Source organism: Winogradskyella pacifica, assembly GCF_003386275.1.
Classification (GTDB): Bacteria; Bacteroidota; Bacteroidia; order Flavobacteriales; family Flavobacteriaceae; genus Winogradskyella; species Winogradskyella pacifica.
In genome coordinates, this window is sequence record NZ_QREI01000001.1 from 782,134 (window position 1) to 796,736 (window position 14,603).

At 33.7% G+C, this 14,603-nt stretch carries 13 protein-coding genes; 4 read left to right on the forward strand and 9 right to left on the reverse strand.

Annotation, left to right across the window (positions count from 1 at the left end; all coding sequences use genetic code 11):
- Nucleotides 1–118 precede the first annotated feature (118 nt).
- The 6 genes from DFQ09_RS03420 to DFQ09_RS03445 all read right to left on the reverse strand — a co-directional run bounded on the left by DFQ09_RS03420 (nt 119) and on the right by DFQ09_RS03445 (nt 6,683).
- Nucleotides 119–1,159, reverse strand: a complete 1,041-nt coding sequence (locus tag DFQ09_RS03420; RefSeq protein ID WP_115808218.1) for a VWA domain-containing protein — start codon at nt 1,157–1,159, stop codon at nt 119–121.
- The gene (locus tag DFQ09_RS03425) at nt 1,152–2,156 is read right to left on the reverse strand and encodes a vWA domain-containing protein (protein ID WP_115808220.1); all 1,005 of its coding nucleotides are present in this window, start codon (nt 2,154–2,156) and stop codon (nt 1,152–1,154) included. Before DFQ09_RS03425 ends, DFQ09_RS03420 begins: the two co-directional genes overlap by 8 nt.
- A complete protein-coding gene (locus DFQ09_RS03430; protein WP_115808412.1) occupies nt 2,156–3,829 on the reverse strand; it encodes a hypothetical protein in 1,674 nt (557 codons plus the stop codon). Before DFQ09_RS03430 ends, DFQ09_RS03425 begins: the two co-directional genes overlap by 1 nt.
- Before the next feature lie 100 nt (nt 3,830–3,929).
- Nucleotides 3,930–4,796, reverse strand: coding sequence for a DUF58 domain-containing protein (locus DFQ09_RS03435; protein WP_115808222.1), 867 nt, complete (start codon nt 4,794–4,796; stop codon nt 3,930–3,932).
- Nucleotides 4,797–4,894: 98 nt separating this feature from the next.
- On the reverse strand, nt 4,895–5,896 hold the full coding sequence (locus DFQ09_RS03440; RefSeq protein ID WP_115808224.1) for an AAA family ATPase: 1,002 nt from the start codon (nt 5,894–5,896) through the stop codon (nt 4,895–4,897).
- A gap of 220 nt (nt 5,897–6,116) precedes the next feature.
- Nucleotides 6,117–6,683, reverse strand: a complete 567-nt coding sequence (locus DFQ09_RS03445; protein ID WP_181897133.1) for a DUF4382 domain-containing protein — start codon at nt 6,681–6,683, stop codon at nt 6,117–6,119.
- A 104-nt stretch (nt 6,684–6,787) separates the two neighbouring features.
- Between DFQ09_RS03445 and DFQ09_RS03450 the strand changes: the two genes are divergently transcribed.
- The 4 genes from DFQ09_RS03450 (at nt 6,788) to DFQ09_RS03465 (ending at nt 10,116) form a co-directional block, all read left to right on the forward strand.
- A complete protein-coding gene (locus DFQ09_RS03450) occupies nt 6,788–7,651 on the forward strand; it encodes an aldo/keto reductase (protein WP_115808227.1) in 864 nt (287 codons plus the stop codon).
- Nucleotides 7,652–7,741: 90 nt separating this feature from the next.
- Nucleotides 7,742–8,494 carry an SDR family NAD(P)-dependent oxidoreductase gene (locus tag DFQ09_RS03455; protein ID WP_115808229.1) on the forward strand — a complete coding sequence of 251 codons (753 nt, stop codon included), beginning with the start codon at nt 7,742–7,744 and terminating at the stop codon, nt 8,492–8,494.
- 58 nt (nt 8,495–8,552) lie between these two features.
- Nucleotides 8,553–8,942, forward strand: coding sequence for a four helix bundle protein (locus DFQ09_RS03460; RefSeq protein ID WP_115808231.1), 390 nt, complete (start codon nt 8,553–8,555; stop codon nt 8,940–8,942).
- Nucleotides 8,943–8,982: 40 nt separating this feature from the next.
- Entirely contained in the window at nt 8,983–10,116 is a 1,134-nt protein-coding gene (locus DFQ09_RS03465) for an ATP-binding protein (RefSeq protein ID WP_115808233.1), read from the forward strand.
- A 214-nt stretch (nt 10,117–10,330) separates the two neighbouring features.
- Here DFQ09_RS03465 and DFQ09_RS03470 read toward each other — a convergent pair whose 3' ends face one another.
- The 3 genes from DFQ09_RS03470 to amaB all read right to left on the reverse strand — a co-directional run bounded on the left by DFQ09_RS03470 (nt 10,331) and on the right by amaB (nt 14,551).
- Nucleotides 10,331–11,518 carry a DUF1501 domain-containing protein gene (locus DFQ09_RS03470; RefSeq protein WP_115808235.1) on the reverse strand — a complete coding sequence of 396 codons (1,188 nt, stop codon included), beginning with the start codon at nt 11,516–11,518 and terminating at the stop codon, nt 10,331–10,333.
- A gap of 2 nt (nt 11,519–11,520) precedes the next feature.
- Nucleotides 11,521–12,882 carry a DUF1800 domain-containing protein gene (locus DFQ09_RS03475; RefSeq protein ID WP_115808237.1) on the reverse strand — a complete coding sequence of 454 codons (1,362 nt, stop codon included), beginning with the start codon at nt 12,880–12,882 and terminating at the stop codon, nt 11,521–11,523.
- Between the two features lie 115 nt (nt 12,883–12,997).
- Nucleotides 12,998–14,551: an L-piperidine-6-carboxylate dehydrogenase gene (gene amaB, locus DFQ09_RS03480; protein WP_020895597.1), complete on the reverse strand. Its 1,554-nt coding sequence runs from the start codon at nt 14,549–14,551 to the stop codon at nt 12,998–13,000.
- Nucleotides 14,552–14,603: the final 52 nt, after the last annotated feature.

Below are 14,603 nucleotides of genomic sequence, written 5' to 3' on the forward strand. Positions count from 1 at the left end.
ACTAAAGCTCTAATTGACTTAGCGTTAAAAAAAATCTAAAAATTTTAATTCGTTCGCTTCTGTTGATTAAAAAAGTCGCATTGAACTTATTTTATAAGAAGCTTCTCAATTAATCCTTTTAGATATATGTTTCATTAAACAAATTCAACTTCTTTAACCAAGCTGTTTTTCGTTCTAAAAAGAAGATATCAATAAACAATAATAGAATTCCGAAAGCCAAAAACCATTGAAATTGATCTTTAAAATCTGCAATTTGTTTCGATTCAAATTCTTGTTTATCCATTTTATCTAGCTCTTCCTTTATAGTCTCCACAACTTTTGCCGTATTGCTTCCGTTAATGTAAACTCCATTGGCTTCTGCTGCAATCTCTTTTAATGTAGATTCGTCTAACCGGGTAATAACAGTCTCATTGTTATTGTCTTTCTTATAATTAAGAATTACTCCGTTGCGCTTTATAGGAATAGGTCCTCCTTTAACATTACCAACTCCAATAGTTAATATCCTTATGCCTTGTTCTGCAGCTTCTTCTGCAACACTTAAAGCCTCTCCATCATGATCTTCTCCATCTGAAATAATAATCAACACCCTATTGGCCTGGTCTTCATTATCAAAATAGGTTTTAGAAAGTTGAATCGCTTCACTAATTGCTGTTCCTTGTGAGGATAACATATCGGTATTCATGTTTTGTAAAAACATTTTTGCCGAAGCATAATCTGTTGTAATTGGTAATTGCGGAAATGCTTTGCCAGCATACGCAATAATACCCACTCGGTCGCTCACTAAACTATTCACAATTTGAGTAACTAACTGCTTGGATTTTTCTAATCGGTTTGGCGCAATATCTTCAGCCAACATACTTTTTGAAACATCTACGGCAAAAACAATATCTACACCTTCACTTCTAACCGTTTCTAATTTTGTACCTATTTTAGGATTCACTAAGGCTAAAGACAAACAAGCAAACGCCCCAGAAAGCACTAACATTTTTAAAACACTTTTAAATAAGGATTGATTTGGGCTAAGACGTTTTAGTAAGCCAGAATCTGCAAATTTCTTCTGTACAGACCGTCTCCAAAGCTGAAGTAGTATAAACAACAGAATGATTACCGGTATTACCAGCAACGTCCAAAACCATATTTTTTCGTCAATTCTAAACAAAGCTTCTAAATATTGTATTTCTTAATAATAATTCTATCAATAATAACAGTCCTGCAAAGAGCACTAATGGCCTGTATTTTTCGTCGTAATTGTAATATTTTGTTTCTTCAATTTCGGTTTTTTCGAGCTTATTAATTTCTTCATAAATCTCAGCTAACTTATCATTGTTTGTGGCTCTAAAATATTTCCCACCTGTTTCTGCTGCAATTTCCTTTAATAAAGCTTCGTCAATTTCTACTTGCATACGACCATATCTAAACGTTCCATTAGGATTAAAACCAATTGGTGACAATGCTGTACCATTAGTACCTATACCAATAGCATAGACTTTAATTCCATATTCTACAGCTAAAACACTAGCTGTTTTGGGGTCTAAGGCACCAGACGTATTAACACCATCCGTTAATAAAATAATAACTTTACTCTTAGCTCTACTATCTTTTAATCGGTTTACAGAAGTTCCTAAACCCATACCAATTGCCGTTCCGCCTTCGATAATAGAATTGTAATTAATATCTCTTAACGATCTTTTTACGATAGATTTATCACTGGTGATTGGTGTTTTAGTATAAGCCTCACCAGCATATTCTACTAAGCCAATACGGTCATTTGGGCGACCATCAATAAAATCGGCTGCTACTTCTTTTAAAGCATCTAATCGGTTTGGACGCAAATCTTTTGCCAACATACTTGCCGAAACATCAATTGCCATAACAATATCTATTCCACTAGTGGTTTTAGTCTTTGTAGACACATCCACAGTTCTGGGTCTGGCTAAAGCTGTAATTAAAAAGGCTAAAGCAAGTAAGCGCAATGCAAAGAGAACATGTCTAAATTTTGTCCAAAATGAAGATGCCCCTTTAAAACCTTTAATACTCGATATTTTTAACTCGGCCGTTTGTTTACTGTTTTTAAAGACATACCAAACTATTGCTATTGGCAAAAGCAACAGCAACCAGAAAAATTCTTTATTTAAAAATTGTATATTCTCTAACATTATTCTTTTTCTTCTACAGGCTCTTCAGGTTTTAACTCAACAGAATTCATAATACGCTCAATCATTTCGTCTGCATAATCATCATCTTTAGACCAAGTGATCACAATTTGCTGTAATACATTTTCATTAGAAAAACATAACAATACATATTCTGCATTCACAAAATTATCTGTTTCTGCTCCCTTTAGGTTTAACGTACCAAATGTTTTTAAGCCTTCAGCATTATTAGGGGTAATAAACTTATCTCTTTTAATCGTTATATCGGAAGCTCCTTTTGCTTCAAAACCTTTAATAGTTTCCTCTGACACCTTCAATAAATCAAAGGTAGGATTCTCTGTTTTTTCTCCTTGCGGTGCTTGCTTAGGCACTTTTAGTGTCGTGGTATTGATAACCACACTAAAAACATCTAACATGGTACCGTAAGCAAAAGTGGTCATGTTGAGTTTCTCTTTAGCTTCTTCCGGAATTTGAGGATCAACACGTTTTAATACTATTGGTGTCTCAATCCAAACAGGTGGAAAACCATAAGCACTTTTAACCCAATTACCCTCTAACAACTCTTTACTCTCGTGACCAATTATAGTATCTTTTACGTAACTAAAACCATATTTTATCCCGAAGCCAACAAAGGTTGCAATAATCAGAAATACTGAAATACCAACGGTAATCCATATTTTTGCACGCTTCTTTTTGCGCTCTTGGACTTCTTTATATTTCTGGTCTAATAACTTTTCTTCTTCGGATGGTTCTGGCAAACTCACCTTAACGTGATCTATGGCTTTATCTATTGTAGATTTATCCATTTCCGCAAGCGCAGTATCTGGCGCAGACTTCGCAAACTTAACTAAATCGGCACGTTGTAATATAGATTCTATATGTAAGATGGTTTCTTTTGAAAGCGGAATTTGATTGCCATCTTTTAATAAATTCAATCTTGTAATTAATTCTGATGTGGTACTTTCTAAAGCACGATCATAGACTTTTTCATCTAAATATTTTCTGACAATAAAGGTTAATTCAGAATAATATTCTTTAACCTCTGAGCGCATTAAAAATTGACTTTCATCAAGCTTTTTTAAGGCTAATTTTGCACGATCGTAAGGAGGTAATAACGCTATTTCTTCTTCCTCTGTTAATGGTTTTGTTCTCCAAATAAACCAATACAATAAAAATGCAACAACCGCAATTATGAATAATGCGATTAGAATCCATTTCCACCAATCACTTCCACTTTCTTCAACTTCAATAATAGGCTTAATATCGTAGAGTTTCTGTTTTGTTGTGTCGACCTCAATCGTATTAACCGAAACTTTTAAAGAGTCTGTAAAAAAGGGTTGCTCCCCTATAATTATTTTTTGCCTCGGGATTGTATATACGCCAGAATCAAATTGTGTTAGCTTATAAATTCTAGATAGTAGAAATTTTGCTTCGCTTTTAGTGGTATCTATTTTTAAAGCCTCTACATTTTCTAAAGGCATAAATGTTTGCCCTTCTGGAAACACAACCAGTGCTAAAGAATCTGCTTCTACATTAATTTTATAGTTGATTTGTTCACCAATTCTAATTTTTGTAGTGTCAATTTCAGAAGTAACTTGAGCTGAAGAGACGAGTGATGATAGAAAACAGAATATAGAAAATAGACCTAAAACGGTTGACCTAAGACGGCTGACCATTGGGCTTGTATTTCTTATTATGTTATTTTTCTTATTCATATTCTTTTCTTCTTTTCGCTAAACTCTTTTTTCTCTACTCTTTTTTCTCTACTCTTTTTTTCTATCCTCTTCTTTTAAAATACCCTAAGAGTTTCTTTACATAACTTTCATCTACACGGCAATCAATAACTCCTGCTCCAGATTTAGTGAAACTGTCTTTAAAATAGTTGACTTTTTCGTTATAAAATTGGTTATAATTCTGTCTTACCTTTTTAGATGACGTATTTACCAAAATTAATTCTCCGGTTTCCTCGTCTTGCATTTGAACCATGCCTAAATTTGGAATATCTTCCTCGTGCTTGTCATAAATTCTAATTCCGGTAATATCGTGTCTACCTGCTGCAATTTTAAGATTCTGCTTGTAATTATCGGCTACAAAATCGGATAGCACAAAAACAATCGCCTTTTTCTTCATGACGTTAGACAAAAACTTAAAGGCTTCTGCAACGTTAGTTTGTTTACTCTTAGGCTTAAACTCTATTAATTCTCTAATTATTCTAAGTACATGAGAACGTCCTTTTTTAGGAGGAATATAAAGTTCAATCTGATCTGAAAATAAAATAAGACCTATCTTATCGTTGTTCTGAGTTGCAGAAAACGCTAATGTAGCTGCCATTTCTGTAACTATTTCATTTTTAAATTGATTTTGTGTTCCAAACATTTCACTTCCTGAAACATCTACCATAAGCATCATGGTAAGTTCTCGCTCTTCTTCAAAAACTTTAATATGAGGCGAATTGGTTCTTGCTGTAACGTTCCAATCTATATTTCTTACATCATCACCAAATTGGTACTGGCGCACTTCAGAAAATGTCATACCACGACCTTTAAAGGTTGAGTGATATTCACCTCCAAATATATGATCAGACAAACGACGTGTCTTAATCTCTATTTTTCGTACTTTTTTAAGAAGTTCTTTAGTATCCATTTTTTCAGTTTGCTGTGAGCAGTCTTCAGTTAGTCGTTACGTATAAATCAGAATTGGAGTTAGCCACTGCCAACTGAATACTGATTTACTGACCACTATTATGGTACTTCGATTACGTTTACAATCTTATTGATAATATCTTCTGAAGTGATGTTCTCGGCTTCTGCTTCGTAAGTAATTCCTATTCTGTGACGTAAAACATCGTGAACAATAGCACGTACATCTTCTGGAATAACATAACCTCTTCGTTTAATAAAAGCGTAACATTTAGCTGCTGTAGCTAAGTTTATACTTCCACGAGGAGAGGCTCCAAACGAAATTAATGGTTTTAAATCCCCAAGTTTATATTTTTCAGGATAACGTGTTGCGAAAATGATATCGAGAATATATTTCTCGATTTTTTCATCCATATAAACTTCTCTAACTGCATTTTGTGCGCTTAGAATTTGAGCGATAGAAACTACAGGGTTTACTTTTTCGTAAGTTCCTCTTAAGTTCGCTCTTACAATTTGCTGCTCATCATCTATCGTTGGATAATCGATAACCGTTTTTAACATAAAACGATCCACTTGTGCTTCTGGTAACGGATACGTTCCTTCTTGCTCAACTGGGTTCATCGTTGCCATTACCAAGAATGGCTTGTCTAAAATAAACGTTTCATCACCAATAGTAACTTGTTTTTCTTGCATCGCTTCAAGCAAAGCCGATTGTACTTTAGCTGGTGCTCTGTTAATCTCATCTGCTAAAACAAAATTGGCGAAGATTGGTCCTTTTTTAATCGTGAAGTCATTCTCCTTCATATTAAAAATTAATGTACCAACAACATCTGCAGGCAATAAATCTGGGGTAAACTGAATTCTACTAAAAGAAGCATCAATCGCTTTTGAAAGCGTATTAATCGCTAATGTTTTTGCTAAACCTGGCACACCTTCTAGTAAAATATGACCTTGACCTAATAAACCGATGAGTAATCGCTCTACCATATGCTTTTGTCCAACAATAACCTTATTCATTTCAAAGGTTAATAAATCTACAAATGCACTTTCTCTTTCTATCTTTTCGTTAATTGACTTAATATCAACTGTACTCGTTTCTTCCATTATTTAAGGGTTTAAGAACAAAACTATGTTTTACACCAATTTCATTTTAAAGTAATTTTTTAATAAGAAATGGCTTCGTGTGTTTTAGAGCATGCAAAGTGTTAATTTTTTTTCTTAGTTGCTGTTAACAATTGGTTAAAAAAAAGAGCAACACCGAAGTATTGCTCATTTAAAGTTTAGAACTCGCCAAAACGAGTTCTATTAATCATGGATTAGATAATTAATATTGAATGTCTCTTATTTCTGTATACAATTTAGGATTTAATACCATCATATTATCAGACGCATTAAAGCTAATAGATTCATCGAGGTTAAGATCTATTACTATGTCATAAATATGATTAGATTCAAATTCTGTATTTACCAAGTTAGAAGGTGTAGCATTTCCTTTATCTGCAACATCTAAACTAAATAATGTTTGATCAATATCCATAAAATTATTGTCACCTAAAACGATTCTAATTTCATAAACATATGCCGATTTAATTTCAAAATAACTTACTAATTGCAATTGATTATCAGCATTAAGCGCGCTAACATTGTGTGTACCTGTGTTAATTGCATTTAGGCTAACCCAATTTGAAACACTTTTCTCCTCTGTAACACGTATTTGCACATCGGCTATATCTAAGTAAACTTTATTAAGGTCTTGTGTCGTGCTTTTTAAACGAACAGACACTGCTGCTAATTGATCGGTATTATCCATCTCATCTTTAGAACAACTTGTTGCGCTGATTAAAATGATAAATGTAAATGCTAAAAACTTAATGGCTTGTAAATGTTTCATAATTTGGGGTATTGAATAATTACAGAGCAATGATACCTCATTCGATATGTTTTGAGTATTTTTATGCATGAATTGCACAAAAACCTATATAAACTGAAAATAAAGTGAAATATTCTCGATTAATTGCAGGTACTATGACCTGGGGAAGCTGGGGAAAACAGCTCTCAAATAAAGAGATGGAAGCTTTAATGAACTTCTGTGTTTCTAACCACATTACTACTTTCGACCATGCTGATATTTATGGGGCTTATACTACTGAAGCCGACTTTGGTAAAGCATTTAAAAGCTCTAGTCTTAAACGTGAAGACCTTCAGCTAATTTCAAAATGCGGTATTCAAGAACTCAGTGATAACAGAAAAAATAAAGTTAAACATTACAATTACAGTAAAGATCATATTATTTGTTCTGTTGAAGACTCCCTAAAAAATCTCGAAACCGATTATTTAGATTTATTGTTACTGCACAGACCTAGTCCGTTAATGGTTGCTGAAGACATTGCCGAAGCGATAACCGTTTTAAAAAAAGACGGAAAAATTAGAGACTTTGGTGTGTCTAATTTTACACCATCGCAAATGGACATGATTGGTTTACGCATGGATATTGACGTCAATCAAATTGAATTCTCCATAACCGAACATTCTGCAATGTATAACGGCACCTTAGATTTTATGACCACTAGCGGCATAAAACCAATGGCTTGGTCGCCTTTAGGTTCAGTATTTAAAGACGACAATGAACAAACAAGACGTATCCATAAACAACTAGGTGAATTAATGGACAAATACAATGCAACAGAAGATCAGTTGTTATTAGCTTGGATCTTAAAGCACCCCTCAGGTATTCACCCTGTTATAGGAACAACGACTGAAAAACGATTAAAACTCGCTGTTGAAGCAGCGAAAATTGAATTAGAATTAGAAGATTGGTTTTTAATTTTACAAGCTGCACAAGGACATAACGTACCTTAGTGAATCCCTACAAAAAGTAGGAATCTTGTATTTAAAACTCAAATATCATAACAATAAAGAGATTACTGCTTTCGCAGGATTGACAGAAACATGAAAAAAATAGCATTAATAACAGGAGCAACAAGCGGAATCGGAAGAGCAACGGCTCATGTATTTGCGAAACATGGCATTAACTTAATATTATGTGGTCGTAGACAAGAGCGCTTAGATAGTGTTCAAAGGACACTTTCAAAAGAAACCGATGTGCATACGTTAAATTTTGATGTTCGCGATAGAGAAAAAACATTTGAAGCTATTGCGTCTTTACCAAAAGAGTTTCAACATATTGATATTTTAATCAACAACGCAGGAAATGCCCATGGCTTAGACCCCATCCAAACCGGAAATTTAGACGATTGGGATGCGATGATGGATATTAATGTAAAAGGCTTGCTCTATGTTAGTAAAGCTATTATACCAGGAATGACCGAACGTAAATCCGGACAAATTATTAATATAGGCTCTTCTGCGGGTAAAGAAGTGTATCCAAATGGTAATGTGTATTGCGGCAGTAAACATGCCGTTTTAGCAATTACGGAAGGCATGCGTATTGATTTAAACCCCTTCGGAATTAAAGTAGGTGCTATAAATCCTGGTTTGGTAGAAACTGAATTTTCTGAGGTTCGGTTTAAAGGAGATGCCGCAGCAGATAATGTATACAAAGGCTATAAAGCTTTGCAAGCGGAAGATGTAGCAGAAGTCATTTATTTTGCCATCTCTAGACCTGCTCATGTAAATATTGCAGATGTATTGATGTTTTGTACGGCTCAAGCCAATTCAACAACAGTAAAGAAATCTTTATAGTTTCTTCACTGTTGTTGAATATTATTTATTCTTATTAATTATTTTTTATTTCTACACCATGGCACATTATCGTTCATTTGAAGATTTAGAAGTTTACAAAAATGCTACAACATTTTGTGATGCTATTTGGGATATCATTATAAATACACCTTTACAAAAAGATTATAAATTGAGAGAACAAATAAATGGTTCTTCTGGTTCAATTATGGATAATATCGCTGAAGGATTCGGTAGAGGTGGAAATAAAGAATTTATTATGTTTTTGAGTTTTTCACGCGGCTCTTGCGCAGAAACCAAATCACAATTATTGCGTGCAAAAAACAGAAATCATATTACTGTAGAATTATATACTGAGCTTAATTCGAAAGCCGAAAATCTTATTGAGCAACTTTCAAAATTTATGAATTATTTAAAAAAATCTAATCGAAAAGGGCCAAAGTTCGATTAAGCCCTAATAAATAATAACAATAATTAATAGACAATAGTCCTTGATTAACAAACGCCTTCTCATAAAGCACTTACTTGCTCACAACGATGAGAACAGTTTTTATGATAAAAAGCGAAAAATTGATATTAGTCAAAAAGAAGGAAAAGCGAAGTTTTTAAAACATGTTTGCGCACTCTCTAACAGCAATCCAAAGAACAATTCTTATATCGTTATTGGAGTAGAAGATACCGATAACGAAATTATTGGTGTCGATTTTTTTGATGATAGCAAAATTCAGAATCTCATTAACGCTTACCTCAACAATCCACCAATTGTACAATACGAAAACATTCCATTTCCGCATTTACCAGACGACAAAGTCGTTGGTTTAGTAACTATTAGACCCCTTGATAGTATTACAGCTCTTAAAAAAAACATCTGGAAATATTATGGTGGCTCTGTGTTTTTTAGAGACGGAAGCATCAGCATGCCTAAGGTTTTTGATATTGAAATTGAAGATGTAAATTCAAAAATTGTTGCAGCGATTGAAAACAATGCACAAAATAATATTGAACTAACATTAGATGGTGTTTTCGATTTTATGAATAAACGTCAAGATTTTAGTCCGCAGTATAAAGTTTTTAAAGAATACTTTGTGTTGTGTTGGTCTGGCTACAAAAAGTATGTAAAAAATGAATTGTTCTTTTCTAGAGTAGATATCGAATTAATTAATGAACAGGTTCGTCTATTTTATTCGGCTTTAGATGAAGTTTCAATTTCATATACCGAAGATTCTTTTATAATTATTGAATATGTAAAACTAGGCTTGTATCAGTCTCATAAATACTACAAACTTGAAGAAAAGATTATTCACTTCGAAAACAACGCCAGTTATTCTATTGAAGTTAATCTCGTATTTGAGCCGCCTCAATTTGATAAAAAAGTGTTACACCATATTTACAATTCTAATAATTCAATTTTAGAAAAACTAAAAAAGACCATAACACTGTCTCAAAGCGAATCCCAAGATTTAAAGAATTTAGCTGCCAGCTATTTAATTTGTTATCTAAACGGATTTGAAATAGCATTGCAAAAATTGGAAGAGATAAAACCACATTTAAAAAGCTACAATTTAGAACTCTATTATTCGTACAAAGAAACCATGCGAATATTACGAAAAGTAAAATACAGTTAGTTCACCGATAATAAATGTTTTTAATCCCTGATTTTTGCGCTTTACCGAATCAAACTTAAAAACACTACTGATTATACATTTTTTTCGACCATTCATCAGAAACTTTGCTGACCCACCTAAATATTGTCCATATTTGTAATGCTATTAATCAATTACCAAACCTTGTTTCTCTAAAGCCAAAAGCTGAAAATTGAAACAAGGTTTTTTTATGCGCTTAAATAAAATTTAGTTGTTCTTGTTTATTTGGAATTATACCGTCAGCAGAAACACCCATCCATTTTGAAAGTATTGTAGCATAAATCGATCTAAAATCTGTAGTGTATTTTATATCTCCATTAGCGTCCAAGTCACTTAAACTCGCCAAATTATTATAGAAACCCGCCTTCTTTAGATTCTTACCGATTACAAACACATTATTAGCAGTACCATGATCTGTACCATTAGCTGCGTTTTGTTTAACACGTCTTCCAAACTCAGAGAAAGTTAAAATCAATGTATCTTTAAACGTATCATTTCGCTTTAAATCGCTTACAAATGCCGAGACACTTCCTGCATATTCTGATAATAATTTTGCTTGCTTGTTATTCTGATTCGCATGCGTATCAAATCCCCCAAGAGATGTGTAAAAAACCTTAGTGTCTAAACCCGAATTAATAAACTGGGCTACATTTTTAAGTTGTTTTGCAAATGCGTTTTGAGGATAGGTTTCTTGTGAAGTTTTTACATCCGTATTTTCATAAATATAATTCGCAGAGGATTTAGCTTCAATCATAGTTTGATACAAATACCCTAAGTTGTGTTCACTTAAATGTGTATCGTTATAATGGCTTAATACACTTTTAAAATATGGGTCTTTTGCCGAATTATACAAGACTCTAAAATCGTTAGTTGCAATGCCATTAAAATGATCACCCTTCATGGCTAAACTGAGCTTCTCATCAATTTCTATAGCATTGTAAGGCTGTTTTCCATACTGATCTAAATAACGACCCAACCAACCACTTTGCAAATATTCATCTGAGCTACTTGCCGTTTGCCAAATATCCATAGATCTAAAATGTGATCGTACAGGGTTTGGATAACCGACATTGTTGATGATGGATAATTCCCCATTATCAAACAACCCACGTAACGGACTTAAACTTGGATGAAATCCTAAATCGTCATTTAGTTTTATAATATCTTTAGTAATCGCTAATTTTGGCCTTGCGTTGTAATACAAATCATTGTTGTGCGGAATTATGGTATTAAGTCCATCATTTCCTCCAGCCAATTGCACAATAACCAAACGTTTATATCCTAAACGTTCTGAAGCCACAGCTTCGAATGCTTTTACAAAATCAGGAACAAAAAATAAGCTGCTCGCTAGTGCGGAATTTTTAAGAAATTTTCGTCTATCCATAATTAACACATTTGATATTCTGGTAATGACATCAACTGAACGCAATACTCTCGCTTAGACATTTTACTCAGTGTTTTTAAATAGTCAGCAGTCCCCTTATTAATAGTCCCCTGAAGGATATAATCTTGAAGATCTTCCGTGGCAACAGCCTCAAAATTCTCTAAAAAAGTAGTCCAATTGGGTAGGGTTTTAAAAGGTAATTTACCTTTATACTTTTGCATAAATTTCTTCTTGAATTGATCATTTTGGCCCGAATCAATTACGGAGTTATTCAAAATTACAGAAGGCAATTTTAAACGTATCATAATGGTATTGGCATCAATCCAAGCTTTATCACCTTTCCAACCTGCCACATTTGGTGGGTTTAACAAGGTTTGTCCCAATAATTTTTGAATTTTAATGAGGTCTTTTTCTTTTTCAAATACAACAGGCACTGTATTCGCCATACCCACTAAATACTCTATAGGAGATTTAATTTTTGAACCGATGTTATCGTCATCATAAAACCAATCGGATAGAAACACAAACCGCATTAAATTTTCGATATTATAATCCTTAAAGAACACATCTGCCATAGCAGCGATATGTTTTTTATTAGGTTTAGGATTTACAAAATGACGGTAGATCTTATCTGAAATAAATGCAGCACATTGTTTGTTTTTAAGAATAATATCAATAATATCATCACCATCATAATTGCCTATGCTATTAAAAAACAGCTTAGAATTATTATCATGACGGTTTTCTTTATATACAAAATCCCCTTCAAAATCATGACTATAGCCTGTAAAAGCTCGTGCGCACTCTTTAATGTCTTTTTCGGAGTACTGTCCTTCACCTAATGTGAACAGCTCCATTAATTCGCGTGCAAAATTCTCATTAGGTTTTGCTTTTCTATTTTGTTTTCCATTTAGATATTTAAGCATTGCGGCTTCTTTAGAAATAGCTTTCACAAAATCTCTAAAATCGCCTAAAGCAAAGTATCGAAGCGTATTATTATACCGCTCAGCATATAATGGATTTCTCTCTCTGCACACAAAATGATTTGCCCAAAATAACGTCATACGCTCTCTAAGTAACTCACTAGGATTAACTAATCGTTTTACCCAAGCTATATTAAACTCTAAAATTTTCTTGGTACCTTTTTGATTAATCTCTCGTGCTAATTCTGGAAAACTCTTAAGATCAACTGGTTTAATTCCATCTAAATAAGATAGATCAATATGTAGTGGAGTAAAAGCTTTAGAAGATTCAAAAAGTACTTCAACCACTGATGTTCTCTGTTTAGATATGATTGTATTGGACTTTGGATGCATTCCAAAACCTGCTCGCCAATACAAATGTTGAAGTTGTTGCTGTGTCATGTTTAATTAAGACTTAATATTTTTCTGATGGTTTAAAACTAAAATTGATTGTTAAGTTAAATAAAAAAAGCCATATCTAATGATACGGCTTCTTCTTAACAATTATAATTTAACTTTATAAATCAAACTTAATCCCTTGTGCTAATGGCAATTCATCAGAGTAGTTAACCGTGTTGGTTTGTCTTCTCATGTACACTTTCCATGCATCTGAACCAGACTCACGTCCACCACCTGTTTCTTTTTCACCACCAAAGGCACCACCAATTTCAGCACCAGAAGTTCCGATGTTTACGTTAGCAATTCCACAGTCAGAACCAGCATAAGATAAAAACTTCTCTGCTTCTTTCATTTCGTTAGTCATGATGGCTGATGATAAACCTTGAGCCACACCGTTTTGTTTTTCTATGGCATTTTCAACCTCACCAGAATACTTCATTAAGTATAAGATTGGAGCAAATGTTTCGTGTTGTACAATTTCGAAATGATTTTCAGCTTCGATGATTGCTGGTTTTACGTAACAACCACTTTCAAAACCTTCACCTTCTAAAACTCCACCTTCAACTAAAACGTTTCCACCTTCAGCTTTTGCTTTTTCAATAGCCGCTAAATAGGTATTCACAGAATCTTTATCGATTAATGGTCCAACGTGATTATTTTCATCTAACGGGTTACCAATTTTAATTTGTCCGTAAGCACCAACAATGGCATCTCTTACTTTATCGTAAACAGATTCGTGAATAATTAAACGACGCGTAGAAGTACAACGTTGACCACAAGTCCCCACAGCACCAAACACAGCACCAGGAACCACCACTTTTAAATCGGCAGTTGGCGTGATAATAATAGCATTGTTTCCACCTAATTCTAATAATGATTTTCCAAAACGTTCTGCAACTGTTTTACCAACAATACGTCCCATTCTTGTAGAACCTGTAGCAGATACTAAAGGCATTCTATGATCTGTAGTCATCATTTCACCTACTTTGTAGTCTCCATTAATAATACAAGAAATACCTTCTGGTAAGTTATTTTCTTTTAAAATGCCAGCAATAATATTCTGACAAGCTATTGAACATAACAATGATTTTTCAGAAGCTTTCCAAACACAAACATCACCACAAATCCAAGCTAAAGCTGTGTTCCAAGCCCAAACTGCTACTGGGAAATTAAATGCTGAAATAATACCAACAACTCCAATTGGATGCCATTGTTCTCTCATCACGTGACCAGGACGTTCTGAAGGAATGGTTTGTCCGTTTAATTGACGCGATAAACCTACAGCAAAATCACAGATGTCAATCATTTCTTGAACCTCACCGTAACCTTCTTGCAACGATTTACCCATTTCGTAAGACACTAATTTCCCTAAAGGTTCTTTTAAGTCTCTTAATTTATTACCAAACTGACGTACAATTTCGCCACGTTGTGGTGCAGGTACATCTCTCCAAGTTTTAAATGCGCTAGTTGCTGCATCCATTACTTTATCGTAATCGGCTCTTGTGGTTGTTTTTACTTTTCCTATTAATTTGCCATCTACAGGAGAGTAAGATTCTATAATTTCTCCGTTAGAAAAATTATTAGAACCTGTAGAAGATCCTTCATTTATATCTTTTACACCCAACTGTTGTAAGGCTTCTTTTATTCCGAAATCGGTAGCTACTGCTTCCATATTTGCTTATTTTTTATGAATTATTAAAATTTTATGCGAAGTTAGTAATAAA

Excerpts from the sequence above, each read along its gene's own strand:
- DFQ09_RS03460 (WP_115808231.1), top strand. The coding sequence starts at position 8,553 with ATGGCACATTATCGTTCATTTGAAGATTTAGAAGTTTACAAAAATGCT.
- DFQ09_RS03470 (WP_115808235.1), bottom strand. The coding sequence starts at position 11,518 with ATGGATAGACGAAAATTTCTTAAAAATTCCGCACTAGCGAGCAGCTTA.
- DFQ09_RS03435 (WP_115808222.1), bottom strand. The coding sequence starts at position 4,796 with ATGGATACTAAAGAACTTCTTAAAAAAGTACGAAAAATAGAGATTAAG.
- DFQ09_RS03425 (WP_115808220.1), bottom strand. The coding sequence starts at position 2,156 with ATGTTAGAGAATATACAATTTTTAAATAAAGAATTTTTCTGGTTGCTG.
- DFQ09_RS03445 (WP_181897133.1), bottom strand. The coding sequence starts at position 6,683 with ATGAAACATTTACAAGCCATTAAGTTTTTAGCATTTACATTTATCATT.
- DFQ09_RS03475 (WP_115808237.1), bottom strand. The coding sequence starts at position 12,882 with ATGACACAGCAACAACTTCAACATTTGTATTGGCGAGCAGGTTTTGGA.
- DFQ09_RS03430 (WP_115808412.1), bottom strand. The coding sequence starts at position 3,829 with ATGGTCAGCCGTCTTAGGTCAACCGTTTTAGGTCTATTTTCTATATTC.
- amaB (WP_020895597.1), bottom strand. The coding sequence starts at position 14,551 with ATGGAAGCAGTAGCTACCGATTTCGGAATAAAAGAAGCCTTACAACAG.
- DFQ09_RS03440 (WP_115808224.1), bottom strand. The coding sequence starts at position 5,896 with ATGGAAGAAACGAGTACAGTTGATATTAAGTCAATTAACGAAAAGATA.
- DFQ09_RS03455 (WP_115808229.1), top strand. The coding sequence starts at position 7,742 with ATGAAAAAAATAGCATTAATAACAGGAGCAACAAGCGGAATCGGAAGA.